22 protein-coding genes are annotated in these 26,103 nt (G+C 52.4%); 14 read left to right on the top strand and 8 right to left on the bottom strand.

Annotated elements, in window-relative coordinates:
• The first annotated feature begins 151 nt into the window (after positions 1-151).
• Positions 152-1,678 carry a cryptochrome/photolyase family protein gene (locus ACTF5M_RS07530; protein WP_438960420.1) on the top strand — a complete coding sequence of 509 codons (1,527 nt, stop codon included), beginning with the start codon at positions 152-154 and terminating at the stop codon, positions 1,676-1,678.
• 10 nt (positions 1,679-1,688) lie between these two features.
• Here ACTF5M_RS07530 and ACTF5M_RS07525 read toward each other — a convergent pair whose 3' ends face one another.
• Positions 1,689-2,186 (bottom strand): SH3 domain-containing protein, encoded by a 498-nt coding sequence (locus ACTF5M_RS07525; RefSeq protein WP_438960419.1) that lies wholly within the window; start codon positions 2,184-2,186, stop codon positions 1,689-1,691.
• Positions 2,187-2,327: 141 nt separating this feature from the next.
• Between ACTF5M_RS07525 and ACTF5M_RS07520 the strand changes: the two genes are divergently transcribed.
• The 4 genes from ACTF5M_RS07520 to dnaE all read left to right on the top strand — a co-directional run bounded on the left by ACTF5M_RS07520 (position 2,328) and on the right by dnaE (position 11,656).
• Positions 2,328-3,314, top strand: a complete 987-nt coding sequence (locus ACTF5M_RS07520) for a 2-hydroxyacid dehydrogenase (protein WP_438960418.1) — start codon at positions 2,328-2,330, stop codon at positions 3,312-3,314.
• A 139-nt stretch (positions 3,315-3,453) separates the two neighbouring features.
• Positions 3,454-5,952 carry a GcvT family protein gene (locus ACTF5M_RS07515; protein WP_438960417.1) on the top strand — a complete coding sequence of 833 codons (2,499 nt, stop codon included), beginning with the start codon at positions 3,454-3,456 and terminating at the stop codon, positions 5,950-5,952.
• 420 nt (positions 5,953-6,372) lie between these two features.
• Positions 6,373-7,665 (top strand): NCS2 family permease, encoded by a 1,293-nt coding sequence (locus tag ACTF5M_RS07510; RefSeq protein ID WP_438960416.1) that lies wholly within the window; start codon positions 6,373-6,375, stop codon positions 7,663-7,665.
• Between the two features lie 484 nt (positions 7,666-8,149).
• Positions 8,150-11,656: a DNA polymerase III subunit alpha gene (gene dnaE, locus ACTF5M_RS07505; protein WP_438960415.1), complete on the top strand. Its 3,507-nt coding sequence runs from the start codon at positions 8,150-8,152 to the stop codon at positions 11,654-11,656.
• A 31-nt stretch (positions 11,657-11,687) separates the two neighbouring features.
• Here dnaE and ACTF5M_RS07500 read toward each other — a convergent pair whose 3' ends face one another.
• A complete protein-coding gene (locus tag ACTF5M_RS07500; RefSeq protein WP_048599407.1) occupies positions 11,688-11,897 on the bottom strand; it encodes a SlyX family protein in 210 nt (69 codons plus the stop codon).
• A 107-nt stretch (positions 11,898-12,004) separates the two neighbouring features.
• On the opposite strand from ACTF5M_RS07500, the gene hisS reads away from it, so the two are divergent.
• From hisS to hisG, 3 genes are read left to right on the top strand one after another with little or no spacing between them, the layout of a single operon-like run.
• Complete coding sequence (gene hisS / locus ACTF5M_RS07495) at positions 12,005-13,489, top strand: histidine--tRNA ligase (protein ID WP_438960414.1); 1,485 nt, start codon at positions 12,005-12,007, stop codon at positions 13,487-13,489.
• Positions 13,489-14,565 (top strand): ATP phosphoribosyltransferase regulatory subunit, encoded by a 1,077-nt coding sequence (locus ACTF5M_RS07490; RefSeq protein ID WP_438960413.1) that lies wholly within the window; start codon positions 13,489-13,491, stop codon positions 14,563-14,565. The genes hisS and ACTF5M_RS07490 overlap by 1 nt, the downstream gene beginning before the upstream one ends.
• Entirely contained in the window at positions 14,562-15,263 is a 702-nt protein-coding gene (gene hisG / locus ACTF5M_RS07485) for an ATP phosphoribosyltransferase (RefSeq protein WP_438960412.1), read from the top strand. Before ACTF5M_RS07490 ends, hisG begins: the two co-directional genes overlap by 4 nt.
• A gap of 19 nt (positions 15,264-15,282) precedes the next feature.
• Here the strand turns inward: hisG and ACTF5M_RS07480 are convergent, their stop codons facing one another.
• Positions 15,283-15,714, bottom strand: a complete 432-nt coding sequence (locus ACTF5M_RS07480; RefSeq protein WP_438960411.1) for a DUF1489 family protein — start codon at positions 15,712-15,714, stop codon at positions 15,283-15,285.
• 100 nt (positions 15,715-15,814) lie between these two features.
• On the opposite strand from ACTF5M_RS07480, the gene ACTF5M_RS07475 reads away from it, so the two are divergent.
• Positions 15,815-18,076 (top strand): adenosylcobalamin-dependent ribonucleoside-diphosphate reductase, encoded by a 2,262-nt coding sequence (locus tag ACTF5M_RS07475; RefSeq protein WP_438960410.1) that lies wholly within the window; start codon positions 15,815-15,817, stop codon positions 18,074-18,076.
• 123 nt (positions 18,077-18,199) lie between these two features.
• Here the strand turns inward: ACTF5M_RS07475 and ACTF5M_RS07470 are convergent, their stop codons facing one another.
• Positions 18,200-18,715, bottom strand: coding sequence for a DUF1566 domain-containing protein (locus tag ACTF5M_RS07470; RefSeq protein WP_438960409.1), 516 nt, complete (start codon positions 18,713-18,715; stop codon positions 18,200-18,202).
• Positions 18,716-18,908: 193 nt separating this feature from the next.
• Here ACTF5M_RS07470 and ACTF5M_RS07465 point away from each other — a divergent pair, with 193 nt between their 5' ends.
• The 3 genes from ACTF5M_RS07465 (at position 18,909) to fliD (ending at position 22,615) form a co-directional block, all read left to right on the top strand.
• A complete protein-coding gene (locus ACTF5M_RS07465; protein ID WP_438960422.1) occupies positions 18,909-19,670 on the top strand; it encodes a motility protein A in 762 nt (253 codons plus the stop codon).
• Between the two features lie 35 nt (positions 19,671-19,705).
• Positions 19,706-20,926, top strand: coding sequence for a flagellar motor protein MotB (locus ACTF5M_RS07460; RefSeq protein ID WP_438960408.1), 1,221 nt, complete (start codon positions 19,706-19,708; stop codon positions 20,924-20,926).
• Positions 20,927-20,995: 69 nt separating this feature from the next.
• On the top strand, positions 20,996-22,615 hold the full coding sequence (gene fliD, locus ACTF5M_RS07455; RefSeq protein ID WP_438960407.1) for a flagellar filament capping protein FliD: 1,620 nt from the start codon (positions 20,996-20,998) through the stop codon (positions 22,613-22,615).
• Here the strand turns inward: fliD and ACTF5M_RS07450 are convergent.
• Positions 22,612-23,724, bottom strand: a complete 1,113-nt coding sequence (locus ACTF5M_RS07450; RefSeq protein ID WP_438960406.1) for a sigma-54 interaction domain-containing protein — start codon at positions 23,722-23,724, stop codon at positions 22,612-22,614. The genes fliD and ACTF5M_RS07450 overlap by 4 nt on opposite strands.
• A 322-nt stretch (positions 23,725-24,046) precedes the next feature.
• On the opposite strand from ACTF5M_RS07450, the gene ACTF5M_RS07445 reads away from it, so the two are divergent.
• Complete coding sequence (locus ACTF5M_RS07445) at positions 24,047-24,361, top strand: hypothetical protein (protein WP_438960405.1); 315 nt, start codon at positions 24,047-24,049, stop codon at positions 24,359-24,361.
• Entirely contained in the window at positions 24,358-25,005 is a 648-nt protein-coding gene (locus ACTF5M_RS07440; protein ID WP_438960404.1) for a hypothetical protein, read from the top strand. The genes ACTF5M_RS07445 and ACTF5M_RS07440 overlap by 4 nt, the downstream gene beginning before the upstream one ends.
• Here the strand turns inward: ACTF5M_RS07440 and ACTF5M_RS07435 are convergent.
• The 3 genes from ACTF5M_RS07435 to flgM are packed head-to-tail and all read right to left on the bottom strand — an operon-like array spanning position 24,995 to position 26,083.
• Positions 24,995-25,426, bottom strand: coding sequence for a hypothetical protein (locus ACTF5M_RS07435; protein ID WP_438960403.1), 432 nt, complete (start codon positions 25,424-25,426; stop codon positions 24,995-24,997). The two genes, ACTF5M_RS07440 and ACTF5M_RS07435, sit on opposite strands and share 11 nt — an antisense overlap.
• Positions 25,427-25,457: 31 nt before the next feature.
• The gene (locus ACTF5M_RS07430; protein WP_438960402.1) at positions 25,458-25,748 is read right to left on the bottom strand and encodes a hypothetical protein; all 291 of its coding nucleotides are present in this window, start codon (positions 25,746-25,748) and stop codon (positions 25,458-25,460) included.
• Positions 25,749-25,780: 32 nt separating this feature from the next.
• On the bottom strand, positions 25,781-26,083 hold the full coding sequence (gene flgM / locus ACTF5M_RS07425) for a flagellar biosynthesis anti-sigma factor FlgM (RefSeq protein ID WP_438960401.1): 303 nt from the start codon (positions 26,081-26,083) through the stop codon (positions 25,781-25,783).
• Positions 26,084-26,103: the final 20 nt, after the last annotated feature.

The following is a 26,103-nucleotide window of genomic DNA, read 5'->3' as shown; positions in this document are numbered from 1 at the left end:
GCACTGTGGCCACGCCGTTTACCGCCAAATACGCAGGCCGGCACGCAACAGTACCGCCAGCTGAGGCCGCATCAAACATAGCCACCGTTCTGGATGAGCTTAGCCCCGCACGGACGGGCAAATTTTTCGATTGGGCCGGAGAAGTAGTGCCATGGTAAACCTCGTTCTTGTTCTGGCAGATCAGTTGACGCACACGCTTTCCGCCCTTGAACACGCGGATAAAGCAGATGATGTCATCGTTATGGCCGAGGTGGCCGACGAGGCGAGTTATGTGCGCCACCACCCCAAGAAAATCGCATTTCTGTTCAGTGTGATGCGCCATTTCGCTCATGAGTTGCGCGAGGCGGGTTGGACTGTTCGTTACACTGCGCTTGATGATGCTGAGAACACAGGTTCGATCGTAGGGGAGTTGCTGCGCGCGGCCTCTGATACCGGCGCAAGCCGCGTTCTTAGCACTGAGTGTGGCGAGTGGCGTTTGATCAACGCCCTTGAGGACGTGCCGCTTGAAGTGACCGTTTTGCCTGACACGCGGTTCATTGCTTCGCACAAGCGTTTCGAGGATTGGGCCGAGGGACGCAAGCAGCTGCGGATGGAGTATTTCTACCGCGAAATGCGCCGTGAAACGGGGCTGTTGATGGAAGGTGACAAACCTGTCGACGGCAAGTGGAATTTTGATCACGATAACCGCAAGCCCGCCCCTGATGAAGTGAAGTTTGATGGGCCGTTACGGTTTGAGCCTGATGAAATCACGGCGGATGTCTTGGCGTTGGTGAAATCGCGCTTTGATAATCATTTCGGCGATCTTGAGCCGTTTTGGTTTGCGGTCACCCGTGACCAGGCGCTGCAGCAGCTTCATCACTTCATAGCGCTCGGTTTGCCAAAGTTCGGTGATTTTCAAGACGCGATGATGAGCGATGAGCCATTTTTGTATCACGGGCTGATCTCGTTTTATTTGAACGCGGGCTTGCTGACCCCGCTTGAAATCTGTCGCGCGGCTGAGCAGGCATTTACGGATGGTGATGCGCCAATCAATGCGGTTGAAGGGTTTATTCGCCAGATTCTGGGGTGGCGCGAATATGTGCGCGGCATCTATTTTCTGGAAGGCCCTTCGTACACGTCGCGCAACTATCTTGAGCACTCGCGCGCGCTGCCTGAGTTTTATTGGGGTGGTGAAACCCGCATGCGGTGCGTGTCAAAAGCGGTCGAGCAAACAGGGCGGGACGCTTATGCGCACCATATTCAACGCCTTATGGTCACGGGGAATTTTGCCTTGCTCGCGGGCATCGATCCCCATCAGGTCCATGAGTGGTATCTTGCTGTTTATGCCGATGCTTACGAATGGGTTGAGGCGCCCAATGTGATTGGGATGTCGCAATTTGCGGACGGAGGAATCATCGCAAGTAAGCCATATGTTTCAAGCGGTTCTTACATCAACAAGATGAGCGATTACTGTAAAGGCTGTCATTATAAAGTTACCGCAAAAACCGGTGAAGCGGCCTGTCCGTTTAACGTGCTTTATTGGGACTTTTTGATCCGCCATGAAGAACGGTTTCGCAGCAATCCGCGCATGGGCCAAATGTACCGCGTGTGGGAGCGTATGGACGAAGAACGGCGCGACACTATGCTGTCAGATGCCGCAGATGTATTGGCAAAGCTGGACCGTGGTGAGGTGATTTAAGCGCTGCGCGTTAGTCTATGATCTCGGCGCGCTCTACGCCCCAGAATGATGATTTCGGTGCCCAACCGCGGTAGCCATCTGCCCGCATCGAACACCAGTCCGTAGTGCATTCATTAAGCCGTGCCACGACGCCGCGCTCAAGCATCGCGGCAACGGGTGCATCGGTCATTGGTTTGCGACGCAGCTCAACAGCGTCTTCGTCAATGATGATAGTTCTGACGCCGGAAATAAGTGAGTAGTGCAGCCAACCGCCAACGCCGTCGCGGTCTTCTACACGGCGCCAATGGCCGTGTTCTGCGATCACACGGAGCGGCATATCGCGGCGCTTGAAAATCCAATCAATGCGGTGCGTTTTGGACGGACCACGGCGCACATTTGCTTCACTCGCCTTCAGCGACACAAAGCGCGGCATGGGAAGACCCGTGACAGGGCCCACGTCTGCACGCGCAGTTTGACCTGCCAGTTGAATGGACAAAAGAAGTGCTGTGATCAGCAAAACTGACTTCATTATCTACGGCCTGTGCGCTTATCTGTTTCGGCGGGGTGCATGCCGAAAATGGATTGGTGAAATTCAAGGTCTTGTGCCTTGCTTGCTCTGACTGCACTCTAGGGTGAAAGCGGTGTCTGGGCAAAGTGGGAGATTTGGTCGATGTCACGAAAACGGTTGAGTGTTGTCGTTACGCGACGGTTGCCCGCAGCCGTGGAACACCGCATGGCAGAGTTGTTCGACGTAACACTGCGCGACAGCGATGCACCGATGAGCCGCGATGAACTGATTGCAGCGATGCAAGACGTTGATGTTTTGGTTCCAACAGTGAATGACCGTCTTGATGCTGCGGTTTTTGAACAGGCCGGCGAACGTTTGAAGCTGGTGGCAAATTACGGCGCAGGGACGGATCACATTGACGTAAATGCGGCCCATGCAAACGGAATTATGGTCAGCAATACCCCAGGCGTGGGGGCGGAAGACACTGCGGATATGACGCTGGCGCTGATGCTATCTGTGACGCGCCGCATCCCCGAGGGTTTGTCAGTCATGCAGACCGGTGATTGGGACGGTTGGTCGCCTACTGCACTGTTAGGTGGCAAAATTGGCGGCCGCTCCCTTGGTATTTTGGGCATGGGCCGTATTGGGCAGGCCGTTGCGCGACGTGCCCGCGCGTTCGGGATGCAGGTGCACTATCACAACCGTAATTGTCTGCGCCCCGAGACTGAAGCCGATCTTGGCGCAAAGTATTGGAGCAGTCTCAACCAGATGTTGGCGCAGGTCGATATTTTGACCATTCACTGTCCACACACCCCGAGCACCTACCACATTATGAATGCGCGGCGTTTGGCGTTGATGAAACCCAGTGCGGTTATTGTGAACACCTCACGCGGTGATGTGATTGATGAGAACGCCCTCACGCGGATGCTTCGGTCGGGTGAGATTGCGGGTGCGGGCCTTGATGTCTACGAGGGTGGCGCTAAGCCGAACCCACGCCTTCGTGCGCTTAAGAACGTTGTTTTGTTGCCCCATATGGCGTCCGCCACAGTGGAAGGCCGCGAGGAAATGGGCGCGCGCGTGATGCTCAATATTTCCACCCATGCGGATGGGTTCCGTCCCCCGGATATGGTGATTCCGTCTAGCTTGTAATGGCCGTTTTGCGGCGTCTGGTGTGTCTTGCTGATGTAGGGCAGGTCGGTTTTGGCGCGTGTTCGGTCGGCTGGATTGCGCCGCGTTCGCATTAGATGGGCGAAGGTAATTGCAAGACACGTCCAAGGAGGTCGGACATATGAAAACCCACGTCAAAGCACTTGTTGTTGGAGGCGGCGCCGTTGGCACGTCTATCGCTTATCATTTGGGTAAGGCGGGGTGGGACACGCTTTTGCTTGAGCGGGACGAGCTGACATCCGGTTCAACTTGGCACGCAGCGGGCTTGTTGCCGTATTTCAACATGTCATATGCCACCACCCATATTCACGACTATTCCATCAAGTTTTACAAAACCCTCGAGGAAGAGACCGGCCTAAATGCGGGTTTTTCGGTGTGCGGTAACTTGCGGATGGCGCAATTTAAAGAGCGTATGGACGAGTATATGCTTTACGCCAGCACCGCAGAGACCTGCGGTGTGCCCTACGAATGGATGAGCCCCGATCAGATCAGAGAGCGGTTCCCTCTGGTGCGCACCGAGGACCTTGTTGGCGCGATTTATCACCCGACTGATGGTTACATTAACCCCGCGGACGTCACCATGGCGATGGCCAAAGGCGCGCGGCAACACGGTGTGACGATTGAACGGAAATGGCAGGTCGACAGCTATCATTGGAACGGTCACGAGTGGGAGGTGACCTGCATGCGCACCGCTGACAAAGGCGGCAATTTGATCTCAACCGATGAAACAATGGTCATCCACGCCGAGCACGTTGTGACGGCCACTGGCAACCACGCGCAACGCACCGCAAAGCTGTTGGGTATCAAAATTCCGGCGATCCCTGTTGAGCACCAATTTATTGTAACCGAGCCCGATTCGATGTTGGTTGAGTGGCGCAAAAACAATCCAGAACACCCTGTTCTGCGCGATGCAGATGCCAAATGGTACGTCCGCGAAGAGCGTGGCGGTTGGATTTTAGGGCCATATGAGCGCAACGCACCAGCACGTTTCGAGTTTGGCGTGCCAGATAGCTTCCGCGCCGATCTATTCCCACTCGATCTTGAGCGGATTGAAGAAGAATACATGAGCTTCATCCACCGTATTCCGTCCAGCGAAGAAGTCGGCCTAAAGGATGATTTCAACGGCCCGATTTGCTATACACCAGATGGCAATCCGCTGGTTGGTCCTGCACCGGGGCTGCGTAACATGTGGCTGGCTGAAGGGTTCAGCTTTGGCATTACTGCTGCTGGCGGCACGGGTCATTACATGGCGCAAATGATGGTTGAGGGCGAGGCCGAGATCGACATGGCCTCACTTGATCCAAAACGCTACGGCAGCTGGATGACTACAGAATATGCGGCGCGCAAGAATGAAGAAAGCTATGAGCATGTCTACATTTTGCACCACCCCGACGAAGAACGCGAAGTTGCCCGTCCGCTGCGTACCGCTCCGTGTTATGACCGGATGGCCGCGCGCGGTGCACAGTTTGGTGTTGTGAATGGTTTTGAGCGTCCGAACTATTTTGGCCCGACACCCGACGAAGGTGGCTTTGACGATCAAGCGTCACGCAGCTTTCGCCGCGGCGGTTGGTGGAAATACGCAGTTGAAGAAGCGAATGCCGTGCGCAATGGCGTAGGCCTTCTGGATGCATCGGCGTTTACCAAGCACGAAGTTAAGGGCCCCGGTGCGACTGCTTTCCTTGATTGGTTTACTTGTAACAAGCTGCCGCGCGTTGGTCGGATCAACCTGACATATGCCCTGACAAGTCACGGCACGACGCGGACCGAATACACCATCGTTCGTATGGCTGAGGATCACTACTATCTGGTTAGTGCGGGTGCTTGGACAGATTACGACAGTGATTACTTGCGCAAAGCCGCCGAGGATAAAATGCCCGAGGTTGGATATGTGGCGATCAATGATGTCACCACGAAATACGGAGTTTTGGCTTTGGCGGGCCCGAAGTCCCGTGATCTTTTGAAAGAGATTATCAAAGACGCTGACCCTGAAACAGCACTGTGCAACAAGCGCTTTCCGTGGCTTAGCATGAAGCATATTGAGCTTGGCATGGTGCCGGTGATGGCAATCCGTGTGGCCTACACAGGTGAGCTGGGTTGGGAATTGCACCACCCAATTGAAATGCAAAACCACTTGTTTGATCTGCTTGAGAAAGCCGGTGAAAAGCACGGCCTTAAGATGGTTGGTGGGCGCGCTCAGAACTGGCTTCGTCAGGAGAAATCCTACCGCGCCTTTGGCAACGAGCTTGGCCGCGATGCGACCCCGCTTGAGGCTGACTTGCCTCGGTTCATCGACCTTGAGAAAGAGTTCTTTGGCAAAGACGCTTTGGTCAAAACCGGTGTGCGCAGCAAATGCGTTACCTTCCTTATCGATGGGCCAGACGATGCTGACCCGTGGGGCCGCGAGGCGCTTTATGCCGGTGATCTGCGTGTTGGGCGTTTGACCTCGGGCGGATATTCCGTTCATTTCGGCAAGTCGATCGGCATGGGCTACGTCAAGCCAGAGCACGCTGAGGTTGGTACTGTGCTAAAGGTCAAAATGTTCGATCAGCTTTGGGACGCGACCATCGTTGAAGACAGTCCCTATGATCCGAAAAACGCCACCATTCGGGTCGACGGATAAAATAACGAATAGTTGCTAGCGTTTAGGAGAAGGATAAGTAAGAATTTCATAGGCGACCGCCGGGAAATTTGCGCAGTTGTGGTGAGTAGCGCTAATTGAGTGTCAAACTAGATTTCAGATCATCAAGTTTTTGAGGATTCATGAGGTCTTGATCGACCAACTAAAAATGCGAGGTGAACCGGTAGGTTGACTCAATGTTATTTGTGCTGATGCTTTTTAAGCATTTAGTAGCCGTTTTCAAAGTGCGACTATCGGTTTTTGAAAAGGGGCGGATTATCCCAAATTTGAACCATTTCATTTATGAATCTACTAATGTTATGGACCATTTCATCATCTTGTATTAATCCAAGACAGATCTGAGTTGGTATGGCGAGGCCTCTAGCTTTCTACGGTGGACAACAATAAAAGGCAATAAAGCGCATGTTAGATAAATTATTCGGTCTTACCAAGGCCGGTACAACTGTCAAAACAGAAGTAATGGCAGGTTTAGCAACATTCTTAACGATGGCTTACATTACGGTTGTGAATCCAGCTATTCTTTCGACTGAAGGAACTGGCATGGAGTTCGGGGGGGTTTTTACCGCTACTGTCATTGCAGCTGTGGTTGGAACATTGATTATGGCTTTGTGGGCGAACTGGCCAGTAGCTCTTGCTCCGGGGATGGGACTCAATGCCTTTTTTACCTACAGTGTAATCTTTGGCCTAGGATATACTTTTCAGCAGGCACTGGCAGCCGTATTTGTAGCTGGAATTGTGTTTGTTGTTCTAAGCGTGACGCCGGCACGCAAGTATATTATCAATAGCATCCCTAAAAGTATGAAGTTAGGAGTAGGCGCGGGAATCGGACTTTTCTTGGCTATTATTGGTTTGAAAAATGGTGGAGTGGTTGTGGACAATCCCGCTACTTTGGTTGGTCTCGGCGATGTTACTAGTTGGCCCGTATTGTTAACGGGTTTGGGCTTCGTCATCATGGCTACATTAGATAAGCGAAACGTGCCCGGTGCGATCATATTGGGCATTCTTATAGTCTCGGCCATCGCTTGGTTGTCTGGAATTTCATCACTGGGCGGCGTTGCAGGTGCTATCCCAAGTCCAATACATGTATTTAGTTTAGACTTCAGCATCCTCTTTACAGCAGGTTTTATTGGTGTGGCATTTGCATTTTTGTTTGTCGATTTCTTGGATACAGCAGGTACACTAACAAGTGTGGCGAACCTTACAGGTAAGGTTGATGATAATGGTGAGATTGAAGGAATTGATCGTGCACTGGTTGCAGATTCAGTTGCTACAACAGCAGGCGCTTTACTTGGGACTAGTAACACTACCTCCTACATTGAAAGTGGTGCGGGAATAAAAGAGGGTGGCAAAACAGGACTTACTGCCGCGGTGGTAGCGGTCCTATTCGCAGCCTGTCTTTTCTTGGCGCCGCTTGCTCAGAGTGTACCAGCGTTTGCTACTGCACCCGCCCTTATCTTTATATCAACTTATTTTTTACGTAACCTTAAGGATATCGACTGGGATGATGTAACGGAATATGCCCCAGCAGTCATGGCGGCAGTGCTTATGCCGCTAACCTATAGTATTGCTCATGGTATTGCTTTGGGTTTTATTGCATATGTCATAATTAAGGCGCTGAGTGGTAGAACGGCTGACCTAAATATAGGTAGCATGTCTATTGCTATGGTGAGTGTAGTCTACTTTATAGCTGTGTAATTAGATATCTGTTAGCTTATAGCTTCTGAAAACGTGCGAGCGTTCACACCCATTTGTGAACGTTCGTCACGAAACGTGTCTTGCTGTTAAAATAAGTACGCTTTTGAGAATTTAGCAGAAATTACATCACAGTTGAGGTTTAATTTTAACTGCCTCAAACGTTTTCAGGTTTTTGATCGCTTGTCGCAATTAAGGACTGATGAAAGCAACTTAGAGTTTTTGACACTAGAGTGACATAAATTTTATCAATCTATCTGAGCATATGGGTCAGCCTAGTTTTTCGTGGACTTCTATCTGCGCATGTTAAGTTTACCAGGATCACGATAGACGAAGGTAGGTAGCGCCATTATTTAGTAATGATTTAATGATTGTAGCGCCAATTCACTATTGGGCACTGAAACGCGATGGCTGAGTGTAGTTTTTGCATTGAATTCTAGCATATTTGCCCCTTTATCCGCCTCGCGCGCCCACATATGCTATCTCAATGAGTACACAGCCCCGATTCATCCACCTTCGCACCCACACCGAGTACTCTCTTTTGGAGGGGGCTTTGGCGACCAAGAAACTGCCTCAGATGTGCGCAGACCTTGGGATGCCTGCAGTGGCGGTGACTGACACCAACAACATGTTTAATGCGCTGGAGTTGTCAGAAGGTGCGATCAAGGCAGGGGTGCAGCCCATCATCGGCTGTCAGGTTGATCTGGAATTTGATCCCGCTCCCTTGGGCGAGCGGCCCCGCCCCCCTGCGCCGCTGGTATTATTGGCGCAAACCGAGCGCGGCTATGAAAATCTGATGCGCCTCAATACGTGCCTTTATATTGCCCATTCGGATCAGGTCCCACACGTCACTCTGGATGAGTTGGAACAAAACAGCGCTGATGTGATTTGTCTCACAGGCGGGCCTGATGGGCCGGTTGGGCGTTTGTTACGCACAGGTCAGCAGCCCAAAGCGCAGGCATTGATAGAACGGTTAAACGCCATTTTCGCCGATCGTCTTTATGTGGAATTGCAGCGCCATCCAGAAGATGGTGGTTTGCCTGAGGCCGAGCGACAGACGGAACGCGGCCTAATCGAAATGGCCTACGAGATGGATATTCCGCTGGTGGCTACGAACGATTGCTACTTCCCTAAGGCGTCAATGTATGAAGCCCATGACGCGCTTTTGTGTATCGCTGATGGTGCCTATGTGGATCAGCAAGAGCCGCGGCGCCGTTTGACACCTGAGCATTATTTCAAGTCCCAAGCCGAGATGGCAACCCTGTTTGCCGATCTGCCAGAAGCACTTGAGAACACGGTTGAGATCGCGCGCCGCTGTGCGTTTCGTGCTTACAAGCGAGATCCGATTTTGCCGAAGTTTGCGGATGACGAGATTGAAGAATTGCGCCGTCAATCCAACGAAGGTTTGCAGCAGCGTCTAAAAGTGATTGAGCATGCAGACACCGTTGAGGCCTATCAAGAACGTCTCGATTTTGAGCTGGGTATCATTGAGGGCATGGGGTTCCCCGGCTATTTCTTGATCGTTGCGGATTTCATTAAATGGGCGAAAGATCACAATATTCCCGTGGGGCCGGGGCGTGGTTCTGGTGCGGGCAGTCTGGTGGCCTATGCGCTAACCATCACGGACCTTGATCCGCTGCGCTACAGCTTGCTGTTTGAGCGGTTCTTGAACCCCGAACGCGTCAGCATGCCTGACTTTGATATCGACTTTTGCATGGACCGCCGCGAGGAAGTCATCCGCTACGTCCAAGAGAAATATGGCCGCGATAAAGTAGGTCAAATCATCACGTTTGGTGCGCTTTTGTCTAAGGCCGCGGTACGCGATATTGGTCGTGTTTTGCAGATGCCATACGGGCAGGTGGATCGGCTGTCCAAAATGATCCCCGTTGAAGGTGTAAAGCCCGTCAGCATCGAAAAAGCACTGGCTGATGAGCCGCGTCTGCGTGAAGAGGCCAAGAACGAAGAGGTCGTTGACCGTCTTTTGACCTATGGCCAACAGGTCGAAGGTTTGTTGCGTAACGCATCCACCCACGCGGCGGGTGTGGTGATTGGTGACCGGCCTCTTGATGCGCTTGTCCCGCTCTATCAAGACCCGCGGTCGGACATGCCGGCCACTCAGTTCAATATGAAATGGGTAGAGCAGGCGGGCTTGGTCAAGTTTGACTTTTTGGGGCTGAAAACCCTGACGGTTGTGCAAAACGCCGTAGACTTGATTTTGAAGTCAGGACGTGACTTGCACATCGCGGCAGATGGCACACAGCTTTATGAACCCGCTGAGGGCACGCTGAACGATATCAACGCGATCCCGCTTGATGATCCGGCAAGCTATGACCTGTATGCCGCCGCCAAAACCGTTGCAGTGTTTCAGGTGGAAAGCTCGGGCATGATGGATGCGCTTAAGCGTATGAAGCCCACCTGTATTGAGGATATCGTTGCGCTTGTGGCGCTGTACCGTCCCGGCCCGATGGAAAATATCCCGCAGTATTGTGATGTGAAAAACGGTCGTGCAGAGCGTGAAAAGCTGCACCCCACGATTGACCACATTCTCGATGAGACCCAAGGCATTATCGTTTACCAAGAGCAGGTTATGCAGATCGCCCAAGAGATGGCGAACTATTCGCTTGGGGGTGCGGATTTGCTGCGCCGTGCGATGGGTAAGAAAATTCAAGAAGCGATGGACGCGGAGCGGCCGAAATTTCTTGAGGGTTCAAAGAAAAACGGTGTCGACGAAAAGAAGGCCACCGAGGTTTGGAACCTTCTGGATAAATTTGCCAACTACGGTTTCAACAAATCCCACGCGGCGGCCTACGCGGTGGTGAGTTATCAAACCGCATGGCTAAAGGCGAACCACCCGGTTGAGTTTATGGCCGGTGTTATGAACTGCGATATCCATTTGACGGATAAGCTGGCGGTGTATTTCGAAGAGGTCAAAAAGGGCCTTAAGCTGAATTATATCCCGCCTTGCATCAACCGCTCTTTGGCGACGTTCGATGTGCAGGATCAGGCGTTGGTCTATGCGCTTGGCGGGCTGAAAAACGTGGGTGTTGAGGCGATGCGCCTGATTGAACAGGGTCGCAAAGTAGACGGGGTTGATAAGCCGTTTGTGACGGTCTTTGATTTTGCCCGCCGCGTTGATTTGAAGCGGATCGGTAAGCGCCCGATGGAGATGTTGGCTCGCGCTGGTGCGTTTGATCAATTGGATGCCAACCGCCGCAAAATGTTCGACAGTCTTGATGCGCTTGTGGGCTACTCTGCCGCCATTCATGAACAGCGCGCATCAAATCAGGTCAGCTTGTTTGGCGAGGCCGGAGACGATTTGCCAGAACCGCGCCTTAGTCCCGTGTCAGATTGGTTGCCAGCCGAAAAGTTGGACGAAGAAGCTAAGGCGATTGGCTTTTATTTGTCAGGTCACCCGCTTGAAGACTACGCCGCTGCTCTTAAACGCAAAGGCGTTCTGACCCTTGATGAGGTTACAGAAAAAGCGTCATCCGGTGCGTGTATCGCGAAACTTGCAGGCCGCATCAGTGGCGTTCAGGAGCGCAAGTCAGCCAAGGGCAACCGCTTTGCTTTTGTGCAGCTGTCTGACCCAACGGGTGCGTATGAGACCACGATGTTCAGCGACACGCTTGATAAATGTCGTGATCAGCTTTCGACCGGTGCCAAAGTTGTTGTCACCGTTGAGGCCACAATGGAGAGCGAACAGCTCAAGCTTTTGGCACGCTCGGTCGCGCCCATTGATAGCGTGGTGGCAGATGTTGGGGGGGCAGGCCTTAAGGTATTTGTTGAGGACCAGTCTGCCATTCCGACTGTTGCAACAGTGCTTAGGGACGCGCCGAAAGCGGTTGCTGGCAAAGGACCGATTGTGTTTTGCTTGATGGCAGAGGGCTTACCCGGCGAGGTTGAGATTGATCTTAACCGTGATTTCCCTGTGTCACCCCAAATCAAAGGGGCGATTAAGTCGCTACCGGGTGTTTTGACGGTTGAAGATTTCTAGGCATCAGGGCCAACAACCTAACATCACACATTTACCAGTGGGGTGGGCGTTGATCCGCAAGGGGGACTGAGCCGCCTTGGTCAAACTCACGGGCCGCTTCGCGTTCCATCAGCATTTGCGCGCGCCGCTGCAACACATCAATGTCGCGTGACTGCTTGGCTACAATATCCGAAAGCTCATCAACGGTTTTCGTCAAATGCGCGATCTTTTCTTCAAGCTGGGTCAGGGTTGGTTGGGTCATAGGGGTGACATACGCCACTCATTCGGGAATTGCTACTGCGCGCATGGTTGCCCACGGCAATGCATCGGGGTAAGTGAGCCGTGCATTTCTTTTGGAGGCCCGCTGTCATGGCCAAAGTGAAAAAACAACCCAAACCAAAGGCGCTCCCGCCCAAAGGTTTCCGCGATTACTTCGGTGCAGAGGTCACAGACCGCGCACATATGTTGGAGCAAATCGCTGGGGTGTATCATCGCTATGGCTTTGATGCGTTAGAAAGCTCTGCGGTGGAAACTGTGGAAGCCCTTGGAAAGTTTTTGCCAGACGTGGACCGCCCGAACGAAGGTGTGTTTGCTTGGCAAGAAGATGAGGACGCAAATTGGCTGGCGCTGCGCTATGATCTGACTGCACCACTTGCGCGGGTTTACGCCCAACACCGCAACGATTTGCCGACGCCTTATCGCCGCTATGCGATGGGACCTGTGTGGCGCAATGAAAAGCCGGGCCCGGGCCGCTACCGTCAGTTTTATCAATGTGATGCGGACACAGTTGGAACGGCGTCAATGGCCGCTGACGCAGAGATTTGCGCGCTGTTGTCAGATACGCTTGAGGCCGTGGGTATCCCGCGCGGCGACTACATTGTGCGCGTGAACAACCGCAAAGTTTTGAATGGCGTCATGGAGGTTGCTGGTCTTTCTGGTGACGACAAAATTTCTGAACGCGGCATTGTTCTGCGCGCCATCGATAAACTGGACCGCCTTGGCGTAGAAGGCGTGCGCGCTTTGCTTGGGGCAGGGCGCGAAGATGCGTCAGGTGATTTTACCAAAGGTGCCGGGCTTGATGACGCGGCAGCTGATGTGGTGATGGGTTTCATGGATGCCAAACGTGCCACGGGCCGGGAGACAACTGCGCGGCTGCGCGAGTTGGTTGCGGGCTCTGCGGTGGGGTTAGAAGGCGTGGACGAGCTTGAGACGATTGCTGATCTGCTTGAAGCGGGCGGGTACGGTGCTGACCGCATTGAACTGGACCCAGCTGTTGTGCGCGGTCTGGGCTATTACACCGGCCCCGTTTTTGAAGCTGAGCTGACATTTGAAATTCTGGACGAAAAAGGCCGTCCCCGCCAATTCGGCTCTGTGGCAGGTGGTGGTCGGTACGACGATTTGGTCAAGCGCTTTACGGGCCAAGAAGTGCCGGCTGTGGGTGTTTCAATTGGCGTTGATCGTTTGTTGGCGGCGCTGCGGGAAAAGGGCCGAATGACAGCAACGCACGCAGGTCCGGTTGTTGTTACTGTGATGGACCGCGACCGTCTTGCGGATTATCAATCTATGGTGACCGAACTGCGCAATGCTGGCATTCGCGCCGAGATGTTCATGGGGAACCCCAAGAACTTTGGCAACCAGCTGAAATACGCAGATAAACGCGCCAGCCCATGTGCGGTGATCCAAGGCAGCGACGAAGCAGACAACGGCATCGTTCAAATCAAGGACTTGATCCTTGGAGCGAAGCTTGCTGAAAACGCGACGCTGGATGAATGGCGTGACCGTCCGCAACAATTCGAAGTGCCGCGCGATCAGTTGGTCGCCAAAGTGCGCGAGATCATCGAAAGCTATTCATAATGGTTGAAAAAGCAGCTTCACGCGCGCTGGCTCAGGGGCTTTTAGTCCAATTTGAAGGGGCGGGCGCACAGCTTGTCGAAGCCGATATCTTGCAACCTGCGGATTTGTTGTTGGAGCTTTACGGCGAAGATATTCGCGCACGTGCCTACACCACATCGGACCCGCTGCGCGGTGAGCAAATGCTGCGCCCTGATTTCACTGTGCCTGTTGTCCAGATGCATATGGACGGCGGGGCAGAGCCTGCGCGCTATGCCTACATGGGTGAAGTTTTCCGCCGCCAAGACATGGATGCGGAACGTGCCTGTGAGTATATGCAGGTGGGCTTTGAGGCTTTTGACCGCGATGCCGCCGCAGCCGATGCAGAAGTTTTTGGCCTATTCACCCGCGTGCTTGCCCCTCACGGGTTGGCGGCAGTAACTGGCGACATTGGTCTTGTTACCGCAGCGGTGCAGTCACTTAAGACAAGCGCGCGGCGCAAAGCGGCGTTGATGCGTCACGTCTGGCGGCCACGCCGTTTCAGACAACTTCTTGAACGCTATAGCGGTGCGCTTCCCGTTAGTGATGCGCGCGCGAAATTACTGGGTTCTGACCAGCCGTTCAAAAATGCAGGGCCATTAATCGGCAAGCGTTCGGCTGCACAGATCGAGGCACGACTGGATGTGCTGCGCCAAGATGTGGCCACGTTGCCCATTGGTGCCGGTGAGGTTGAGTTGCTCAACGCGTTGCTTAATTTGCGCGAGACATGCCCTAATGCGCTTTCCGCGCTGCGGGATTTTGCCGTTGATTTTCCGCTTCTAGCGCCGGCTGTTCAGCAATTTGATGCCCGCCTTGATGCGTTGTCCGACGCAGGTGTTGGTGTCGATGACTTACCGTTTGAGGCAAGTTTCGGGCGCACATCGATGGAATACTATGATGGTTTTGTCTTCGGGTTCCGCTCAACGTCACGTCCGGATTTGCCTCCCATCGCAACAGGTGGTCGATATGATGCGCTAACGGAGCGGTTGGGCAACGGACGAACTATTCCTGCAGTTGGCGGTGTCATCCGTCCGGGGCTTTTGTTGGAGGTAGCGCAATGATCAAGTTGGGTGTGCCGTCCAAAGGGCGCTTGATGGAAAAGACGTTTGATTGGTTTGGACAGCGGGGCGTGACGCTGTCGCGTTCTGGCGCTGAACGTGAGTACGCGGGCCAAGTTGAGGGCGTTGAGGGACTTGAGTTGGTTCTGTTGTCTGCGGGCGAAATCCCCCGTGAACTGGCTGCTGGCCGTATCAACCTTGGGGTCACGGGCAGTGATCTAGTGCGTGAACAGCTGGCGAATTGGGACACCCACGTCAGCGAGTTAGCTCTGCTTGGGTTTGGCCACGCCGATCTGATTATTGCGGTGCCAGACGTGTGGGTCGATGTTGAAACGCTTGATGATCTGGATGCTGTTGCGGCGCAGTTTCGGGCTGATCACGGCCATCGTTTGCGGATTGCGACCAAATACCACCGGCTGGTGCGCGAGCACCTTCGCGACACCGGTGTTGCCGACTACCAACTTGTGGATAGCCAAGGCGCCACAGAAGGGACCGTTAAGAACGAGACGGCAGAAGCTGTTGCCGACATTACTTCAACTGGTGAAACACTTCGGGCCAACCATTTGCGGGTGTTGTCGGGTGAGCCGGTGCACCGGTCTCAGGCCACGCTCTTTAGATCCTTAAGCGCGCCGATGACCAAAGTGGACCGCGCGAACCTTGCTCAGCTTGTGGACGTGTTGGGGCTGCAGGACGCGCGCTAAATTGTTCATTCCTTGCGGGTCAACGCACGCCAATGTCGGCCAATGCAGCGCTTAGATCCGCGGGCAGTGCCTCTTCATTCGCGCGGGCATCCGACAGGTCAGCCGGACTATCTTCTGGTTTAAGGTATCGCCAGCCTTGGAAGGGCCGCTTCAGGGCGGTTTCGGTCCGGTGCATTTCAGGGTCGACAACAATGGCGCAGCGGCGAATGCCGTCACCGGCGATGTATTCATCAAGGCGCAAAATACGTTGTCGGCACTGAATAACGCCTTTGATCACCCAAAAGATTGAGCCGCCGTTCAGAATTTCCTCCTTACGTTTTGGCCACATACGGGTGATGTGCTGCGGTTTATTATCGCGGGTGCGCGCGCGGGGCAGGGCCTGCCAAGCCAGTAATTGTTCAACGTTTTCAGTTCCAACTGATAGTTTGATTAAATTAATCATCTTTTCCACAGGCCGACCCTCAAAATTATCAATCAATGGTAGTAGAAATCAGTGCACCATCAAGCTATTGTGTCGGTCTGCCACTGAACATCGAAATAGGAAACCCGCTATGAGCCGATTCACTGCCCCCATTGCTGAGCAAATCTGGGACATGAAATACCGTTTCAAGGAAGCTGATGGAACACCCATCGATACCACTGTCGAGGACACGTGGCGCCGGATTGCGCGCTCGCTTGCGTCGGTGGAAAAGGACCCCGCCCATTGGGAGGGACGGTTCTATAGCGCGCTTGAGGATTTCAAATACCTGCCAGCGGGCCGCATTACTGCGGGTGCCGGAACCGAGCGGTCTGTTACGTTGTTCAACTGTTTTGTTATGGGCACGATCCCTGACAGCATGGGCGGCATTTTTGAGATGCTCAAAGAAGCTGCGCTGACGATGCAGCAAGGTGGTGGCATCGGGTACGACTTCTCCACCATTCGTCCCAAAGGTGCTGGTGTGAAAGGTGTGGCTGCAGATGCCTCAGGTCCTCTTTCGTTCATGGATGTTTGGGATGCGATGTGCCGCACAATCATGTCCGCAGGTTCGCGCCGTGGTGCGATGATGGCGACAATGCGCTGTGACCACCCCGATATCGAAGACTTCATCACGGCAAAGTCTGATGCGGCTCGTTTGCGGATGTTCAACGTTTCCGTTTTGATGACTGACCCCTTCATGGAGGCAGTAAAGGCGGGCTCAACTTGGGATCTGAAGTTCGATGGCGTGACGCATAAAACGGTTAACGCCCGCGAGTTGTGGGACCAGATCATGCAGTCCACGTATGATTATGCAGAGCCCGGTGTTATCTTCATCGACCGCATCAATGCGATGAATAACCTCAACTACTGTGAAAGCATCGCGGCCACCAACCCATGCGGTGAGCAGCCGTTGCCGCCCTATGGAGCTTGTCTGCTTGGCTCGATCAACATGGCCAAATTGGTTGAGAACGCTTTTGAAGAGGGCGCGCATCTTGATGTTGCCAAAATGACAGAGCTGGTCGCGACCGCTGTGCGTATGATGGATAATGTCGTGGACGCATCACGCTTCCCGCTTGAAGCACAGGCGCAAGAGGCCCAAGCCAAACGCCGCATCGGCCTTGGTGTGACAGGTCTTGCGGATGCGCTTTTGATGATTGGTCTGCGCTACGGCTCTGTTGAGGCGGCTGAGCAAACAGACGCATGGATGAAAGCCATCGCAAATGCGTCCTATATGGCATCTGTCGACCTGGCCAAAGAGAAGGGCGCGTTCCAACTCTTTGATGCGGACAAATACTTGGCCAGCGGTGCGATGGCGACCATGGACAAAGAAGTCACAGATGCCGTTCGCAAGCACGGTATTCGTAACGCGCTCCTGACATCCATCGCGCCAACAGGCACCATCAGCCTTTACGCGGGTAACGTGTCATCAGGCATCGAGCCGGTGTTTGCATATGCTTACAAACGTAAGGTTTTGCAGAAAGACGGCAGCCGTACCGAAGAAGAAGTCGTGGATTACGCAGTACAGATGTGGCGCGAAAAGTTCGGCGATGCCGAGCTGCCCGACTATTTCGTCAACGCACAAACACTTGCGCCGCTTGATCACGTTCGGATGCAATCTGCGGCTCAAAAGTGGATCGACAGCTCCATCTCCAAAACCATCAACTGCCCAGAAGACATCAGCTTTGAGGCATTCAAAGAAGTCTACATGGAAGCGTGGGACACGGGCTGTAAGGGTTGCACAACCTACCGTCCAAATGATGTGACGGGTTCTGTACTGTCTGTTTCAGAAAGCAGCGAAAGCGCGCCTGAGGCGGATACTGGTGCAGATGTTGTGTACCTGTCAGAGCCGCTTGACCGCCCACAAGAGCTTGAAGGCACAACTTATAAGTTGAAATGGCCCGACAGTGAGCACGCGATCTACATTACCGTCAATGATGTAATGGTTGGCCAACAACGCCGTCCGTTTGAAGTGTTTATCAACTCCAAGAACATGGAGCACTTTGCATGGACAGTCGCACTTACACGCATGATCTCAGCGGTCTTCCGTCGTGGCGGAGATGTGTCGTTTGTTGTTGAAGAGCTGAAAGCAGTCTTTGATCCGCGCGGTGGCGCATGGATTCAAGGCCGTTATGTTCCGTCAATTTTGGCGGCGATCGGTCAAGTGATTGAAAAGCACATGATCTCTATCGGCATGATCGAAGGTGAAGGCATGGGCCTGAAAAGCGATCCGCAGCAACAAGACGTGAACTTGCACGAAAGCCGTGGAAAAGCCTGCCCAAGCTGTGGTCAATACAGCCTGCAAATGCGCGAAGGCTGCATGACCTGCTCGGACTGCGGTCACTCAAAGTGTGGCTAGGACGCTGATTTCGGTGCAGTGATGTTTAGTCACCAATAGGGCGGTGACTGCGTTTTCTCCGAGAAAATATTAGACCACCCACACTAAGACTGTGGGTGGTTTTTTGTTGGGGCAGCGAAAAACTTATCGGTCCCGCAACAGGCGGACAGCGAGGCGTTGTTCAGGAAAGAACCGTCCATAGCTGTCACCCGTCATAAAGTTGACACTCCAACGATTGCGGGGAGCGATCCAATTCTTTGTTGAACTCCAATAAGGTTCAGCGGCTGTGTTCGGGAAAACGCTCTGATCTATCATTGCGGGAACGAGTTTTTCCTCTTCATTTGGATCGTTATCCCTCACTGCTTTCGAGATGCACTTCTCGCATAGAAGTTGTTGCAGTTCCGCTTTGGTGGGAAGACGCCACTCTCCACCTAGTTGTTCATTTGCCTGCACAATAACTTGTTCGATCTCTTCAAAATTGAGCCGTTTCGCTTCCCCAATGCATTGCGCTGTATCTGTCTGCCAGCGTTGTCCTACGCTACACCGGAGCCACGTTACGCCTTGCGTCAAATCATCGACAGTGTTGCCCCGCTCATAAAATTGGGCGAATGCAGGCTGGCTTGCCAGTAGGCTAATGAGCAAGATTGCTGGTTTCAGCATATTTGTCTCCATGCGGCAGTGTAATATTTGACATGCAAAAAACGCGCCAACTTTTTGGACGCTATGCGTTCGCTCCTTGTTTGATGGAGCAGTGCCGACGGTCGGTCCATAAAGTTAAGAAAAAGGAAATTTTGCGTAAAGTTGGCATGAAAATTGATCGTTTGTCATGAAATTGACGAAAGAGGCAGGTATCATGGATCTCGCATCCCTCATCGGACTAATTGGCGCAATCGGCATGATTGTGGGCGCAATGCTTGCAGGTGGCGGGCTTGGTGCTTTTATCGACGTGCCATCCATTCTTATCGTATTTGGCGGAACGTTCTTTGCGGCGATGTATACGGCGCCGCTTCCGGTCTTCTTGGGCAGCTTTGGGGCGATGGCCAAGACGTTTTTGCCGCCTGTCAAGAAAATGGATGCTATGATCGAGCGCATGATCGAGCTTGCGACTGTTGCTCGAAAAGACGGGATGATGGCGCTGGAAGGGCAAGAGGTACCTGACAAATTTTTTGAAAAGGGTTTGCAGATGCTTGTGGACGGCGCCGACGAAGGCAAGCTCGTCAAGCAGTTGAACGCAGAACTAAAGGCCATGAAAGTGCGTCACGAAGAAAACCAGGGGTGTGTTAAAGCGTGGATTGATTTGGCTCCTGCGATGGGGATGATCGGTACGCTTGTTGGCTTGGTTCTCATGCTCGGTAATATGGCTGATCCTAAGGCGATTGGTCCTGCGATGGCGGTGGCTTTGCTGACAACTCTTTATGGGGCGTTCATTGCGAACGTGCTATTTATGCCGATGCAAACCAAACTGGAAGGCTACACAGCCTATGAAGTTACCTATCGCCAAATGGTGATCGAGGGTTTGCGCGGGATCGCCCGCGGTGAAAGCCCGCGTAATATCCAAGACCAGATGGCCGCAAACTTGCCGCCGAAGCTGCAAGCAAAGCTTGAGGCTGCGTAACCAACGCATTTTGCGCGCACTGAGGGAGCCTAGATATGGCAGAAGCAATCGAGCCAGAAGAAGAGCAGGAAGAAGAGGAATGTCCCAAGTGTCCGCCTGTGGGTGCGCCTGCATGGATGGCTACCTTTGCGGACATGGCTACGCTCTTGATGGCGTTCTTCGTTCTGATTTTGTCGTTCGCTGAGTTCAACACGCCAAAGTTCAAAATGATTTCTGGCTCTCTCAAGAATGCTTTTGGTGTGCAAAAAGTTGTTCCCGTTGTGGAGCAGCCAAAAGGAACAACAGTCATTTCGATGGAGTTCAGTCCGTCACCGAGCCCGTCGGTTACTCAAGAAATGACACAAGAGACCACTGAAGTTCAAAAACCCGAGGTGCAGGTCGATAGCAAACAGGAAGATGCAGTAGATGGTGATAATTCTGACCAAGCTGGCACAGAGGAAGGTTCTGGACAGGCTGGTGAGAATGAAGGTGAGAAAACTGCTGCTGAAATGAATGCTGCTGAACTTGGCGAGGCATTGCAGCAGGCTGTTGCGAGCGGCGACGTGTCCGTTGAAATGATGGGCGATAATGTCGTTATCAACTTCCCTTCAGAGGACACAGAGCCAAAAGACTTGCCGAGTTTGTTGGAAGAGACGCTCACAGCACTTGCTGAGGCGCGCAACGCAAGTGGCCAAGCAGACAGCGAAGTTTTGTTCGGTGGACTTGAAGAACAACTCAAAGAACTGGCACAGGTCGCCTCTGCGGATCGTGAAAACGCAGGACCCACCGATGAAGAGGTGCAGCAAGAACAGCAGCGCGCAGCAGCAATCGAGAGCGCCAGCTTGACCGAAGACCGTTTGGCAGTTTTGTTGAGTGAGGAAATAGCCCAGGGCCTCGTTGAGGTCGAGCAACGTGAAGCTTCCGTTTTCTTAACGATTGGCGCTGGTGGAGCCTTCCCGTCGGGGTCTGCCGATTTGACAGTTGATGCTAATGAAATCTTAAGCCGCGTTGCGTTTGCGTCAATGACTGGTGACAGTGAGGTTACTGTTACAGGCCATACAGATGACGTCCCAATTTCAGGAGGCCTGTTTCGCGACAACTGGGATCTCGCAGCCGCCCGCGCTGCTAGCGTTGTTCAATCTATGCAAGCAACGGGTCTTGTTGAGCCTGGGAAAATGAAGGCGGTCAGCTTGGGTGAAACTGCACCTCTTGAAAGCAACGCAACTGCTGCTGGCCGCGAGAAAAATCGCCGGATTGAGATTGAGATCAGCTACTAGCGCGCCGTGGCTATAAACTTTGCTGCTAATGGGTCGTTGTAACTAAGGACGATGAGAAGGGTTTGACTTATGACAGTAGACTATTTGAGCACCCTCAATTCCAAGGGCTCTGGGTTAAACGTAACCCAGCTTGTCACCAGTATCGTGGACGCAGAGATTGAGCCTGCAAAGGCACTGGTGAATGATAAATATAGCGCGAACGAGCTATCAGTTTCTGAAATTGCGTTGATGCGCTCGCGTATGGACGCAGTGCAGGGAATTTTTGAGAATGCCGGGAACGGTGGCTTGTATCGCGCGCAAACTTCTAGCGAAGATATCGCGCTGCGCGTCACTGATGAGCATGCACTCGAGGAAAAAACTACCCAAGTTGCTGTCACCCAACTTGCGGCGCCTCAGGTCTTGGAATTTCCGAATTTTGACGGCGCCGATGATACTTTAGCTGCTGGCACTATCACAATTGATATCGGAAAATGGAGTGGTGGAACCTTCACCGCTAATCAAGATGCAACTTCGCAATCAGTGACTGTTACGGCAGACACAACTCTATCCGATTTGGCTGCACAGCTAACTGCACTGGATGGCGTTACTGCTGAAGTTGTCGATAAAGGTGATGGCAGCTTTTCATTGAGTATGGTGTCGGAGACCGGCGCGAGTAATTCTTTGCGGCTTACAGCGTCCTCTAGTGACTTGGCGGCGTTTGACACGACCGATGGCTCCAATGAGGTAAGTGCTGCCTGGAATGCGCAGCTTCGTATTAACGGAATTTCTGTTGAGCGGCCTAGCAATGTTCTGGATGACGTTGTTGCGGGTGCCGAAATCACACTTCGCGGCGTCACAAGCTTCGATCAGTCCATCAGTGTTGCGAAAGATACTGAAAGCGCCAAGGCATCTGTGGAGGCGCTTATTTCTCAGATTAATACGCTTCGTAATTACATCGATACGGCCACGGCTCGCGGGGTAAATGGTGCAGAACCTGGTCCGCTCGCGGGTGAGCCGGTTATTGAAGCGATTAAGCGTGATCTGATGAATTTCACCACCGAGCCTCTTAATGGGTTTGGGGCGGATCCTGTCTACTTAAGTGAAATCGGAATACAGACCGAGCTCGATGGTACACTTAGCCTAGACTCCGAAAAGTTGATGGACGTGCTCGATGCAGAGCCAGAAAAGTTTCAAGCTTTGTTCAGTTCGACGGGAAGTATCGATGTGCCAAACATGGATGTTAGCCTAGCTAATGGAACCTATCCTTCTGCTGGTACATTCGACTTTGTTTATGATGATAACACTCAAACCGCGACGTTAAACGGTGAGGCGCTGTACGGTCGCACCAATGCAGATGGCCAGCGTGAATTTTATCGCAGTACCGGCGTATTTGAGGGGGTTAGTGTGACTGTTTTGGACGGGGTGGCATCTGACGCCAGCGTCAGTCTTGGCTTGTCATTTGTCGATAAGATCGAGGCCTACCTCAAAGAATTACTCAGTGCGCGGGGCGATGTGGCGACCAAAGAGTCAGCTTATACCGAACGTGCATCAGGGTACCGCAATGAACTCGCTGAACTCGATGAACGTGCACTTTTGTTAGAAGCACGACAGATGGAAAATTTTGCCAAGATGGAGCAGGCGGTTACGCGTCTTAAATCTACTGGCGAATATATTACGAGTATGATGGACGCATGGAGCAAAGATGACTAGGTCGACATCCCATCGCCATTTTTATCGATGACCAACTTCTTCATTTTCTCGATTAAGGTGGTACGACCAATGCTCAGCTTATCAGCGGCATGGCTGACCATTCCGTCGCTTACGCCCAAGGCGGCTTCAATCAAGACCACTTCAATATCGCGAAGATGCCCTCGCAGGTCAATTTGATCGTGATGTGAGAACCAAGATTTGTAGTCTTCAGGTTTTGGAGGTTCTGAGCTGTAACTCGGCAGTTCAGGCCCGGGGTTACCAAACAGATCCGCGGTCGCCTCCCAGAGTGCATCGCGTTCGATTGGGTTTATCTCGTTGGGTAGACGCAGGGACAGCAAGTTTTCTCGTACATGTTGTCCGGTCACTTCGCATCCGCCAAATAAAACGAAAGCACGATCAATTACGTTCCTGAGTTCTCTGACGTTTCCTGGCCAGTCATATGCGAGCAGCGCTTTGTACGCGGAATCTGCAAAAAGAGGCGGCTTTATGGATGGACTGCGTTTGTGATGTTTGGCTACAAGAGATTTTAAGATCGCTTCGATATCATCCGTACGCTCGGCGAGTGGCGGTACGTCGATTGGGAACACATTCAGGCGATAGTAAAGGTCCGCCCGAAAACTACCATTCTCTACCATCTCGCGAACATCTTTGTGGGTGGCGCAAACCAGCCTCAAATCAAGTGGAATTTCTGCTGAACCGCCAACGCGACGCACGGTGTGTGCTTCTAGAACGCGCAACAGTTTCGTTTGAAGGCTTGGCGGCATATCCCCAATTTCATCGAGGAAAAGTGTTCCCTTATCAGACTGCTCAAATCTGCCAGCTCGACGTTTATCTGCTCCAGTAAATGCCCCTTTTTCGTATCCAAACAGCTCAGACTCCATCAATTCGGCGGGGATGGCGGCGCAGTTGACGGCAACCAACTCACCGGATCGACCGCTGTCTTCGTGAAGCGCTTGTGCGACGAGCTCTTTGCCCGCACCTGTCGGCCCCGTTACTAAAACGGGTCCAGCCGATGGCGCTACCGTTTCGATGAGCCGTTTCATCTCAAGGGTACTGGCAGCATGCCCGATAATTATCTTTGACGTTGCCGTTCGAGATGCGTGGTTCATGAAATTCCCTGAGGCAAGCATTACTCTTGTGGATTTTTTGTCTCAGGCAGACGCTACAATTAATAATAGTTAACAATAAGTATCCTCACGGAACCAAGGGGGTATCTTTCGACAGTTGCGCCCTATTTGCAAAAGTGAAGTCTGCTATCGTTTTGGCGTGAAATTGTTTTTTTGGCTGCGAGCAATGCTCTGTTAAGCTATTGCCATTAGTAAGATTCGTCATATTGTTGCATAAAGAAGGCCCAAAATGACAGTGAGTAGATCAACCGCGCTTGTTCCAGTATCAACACCTTCAACCAGTATGGTTGCGGGCGGAAGTAGAGTGCCCAGTGGACTGCTGCTGGCGGGTGAGGATGTTACTCTCCGAGACCGCGAAGAGGTCCGCAATCGCCTTCCTGATATTTTAGGACGCGCATTGGCTCGATCATGGCTCGACCCTGATTTTGAACAATATTTTAGTATTGATCCGCTCGGAGCGCTGGAAGACGGTGGCGTTCATTTGCCGCAAACAATGTTCATTGAGGTGACCAAATCTGTTGCTGATCGTCCCAAGATAGTTGTTTACGAAAGACAAGAGGGCTCAAAGTTCAAATCTCGGGTGCTCTACCTACAGCTGGTAATGGTGGCGGGTAAGTGAAGGTACTCCAATTAATCGTAGTTGCTGGTTTGGCTCTAATTGTGTCGAGCCCCACAGCAAAGGCTATGGGGCACGCACAAGCCACCGACGCTGTATTTGCACAGGCGGTAGAAGCTGTGCGTGCCAAAGAGTATGGTTCCGCAGTTGATATATTTCGTGACCTCTCAGAGCAGGGGGAGGCTGATGCACAATTTAATCTGGCGCTCCTTTTGAAAGCAGGTCTTGGTCGACCCAAGAACTACGAGGACGCGTACTTCTGGTTTGTGTTGTCTTTGCTTGGTAACGAGCGACGGGCAGAACCAATGGTGGACGAGCTATCTGATCTACTGCCGCCGCCAGTTCAGACCGAAATTTACGAGCGTATCAGCGAGCGTTTGGATCAGCAGCTTGCTGCTGGAAACAAACGTGCGATAATGAAGTACGCTGGCTTGCATGCTGACTTTTTGATCGAGCCAGACATAGAAACAGCATATGTCTGGTATTCAATCGGTCAGGCGCTTGGCCTGAGAGGGGCCAATGACGGGACAGCTTCTATGTCAGCACTTTTGGAGCCAGAAGCGCTTATCGCTGCACAAAGACGCGCACTTGATGATTTTGAAAGTTCAGAATTTGCAACGCAACCTTCTCAGGATACTATTGAATAGAAACTGCTTTGTCATGGGTTGCGCGATTAGGGCTTTGATCCGAACGTGAGGCGGTGTGAAATCTGATAATTGCAGAGACATCTATTTTAGGCAGTCCAGTCTCTTGCTGAATGTTTGATGCGCTTACGCCAAGTTCGGAAAGTGCGATCGCCCGATCAACTTTTGTAGCAGGTCGCTTCATTTTTTGTTGTTTTCCAGACCACATATGCTGATTGTCGATCTGTTTGGCGATTACGCTAACTGCGTGCTGCAACTCAGCAATATTTTGGGAAACCAGATAGATGGCTTCAGCTACGTCCGTTTTCGCGCGTCTTGAGCGTTTGATGCGAACCATGGCAACGCCAACGCAGATCGCAGCCGTACCTGATAAGATAGTCGCAATTGCGTAAATGGTCTGTGGTTCGAATTGGGTTAAGATCATCGCCGATATACTCCGGCCGTTGTGAGCAGTCTTACACCGGATCGGCGCTATTTTTACGTGGCACGAATGTGTCAAGTGCTCGCGCTTTTATTTGCAACTTCTGTTCCAAAGCCGCTATTTCAGAAATTAAATTTCCGATCCTTACTTTCGTCTCTTTTTCCAAAGGCAAAGACCCACCACTTTTAATGGCAGGGGAAATGACACTCTTTAAGAGGTCGTCAATTTCTGTCCACGCCTCAGATAAGTCTGATGACGCGGTTGTGGTCGCAGAGAGCTGCCCCACAAGTATGTCTAAGCGTTTTATAGCTGTTTCGAGCTGCATTTTACAACTTTCCTCAGTCTACAACCAAAGGCCTATTCACCCTTCATTTCGAAGTAGCTTTCCATAAGGCGCTCGGATACGAGGCCCAAATTAATTGGGTACTCCCCGTTTGCGATCGCTTGTTTGATACGGTTTACTGCTTCCATATCGATTGGTGGTGTCTCTGACATTTTTGACACCGATGCCTTTAGCGACAATTGTCCGTCATCTACAGATTTTGCTACATCTGTAACAGCGGCAACAGGTGCTGCCCCCGTCCGGTTGGAGGCATGACTTGCGCTTTGAGGCGCCGGGGCGCTCATTTGTCTTAGATTATGTTTGATGAAATCTACCATCACATTCTCCTTCGTATTCT

The sequence above is a fragment of the Nereida sp. genome (assembly GCF_965655635.1).
In the GTDB taxonomy this organism is placed as follows: Bacteria; Pseudomonadota; Alphaproteobacteria; order Rhodobacterales; family Rhodobacteraceae; genus Nereida.
The sequence above is the reverse complement of the archived record's forward strand: the minus strand, read 5'-3'. Positions and strand labels throughout refer to the sequence as shown.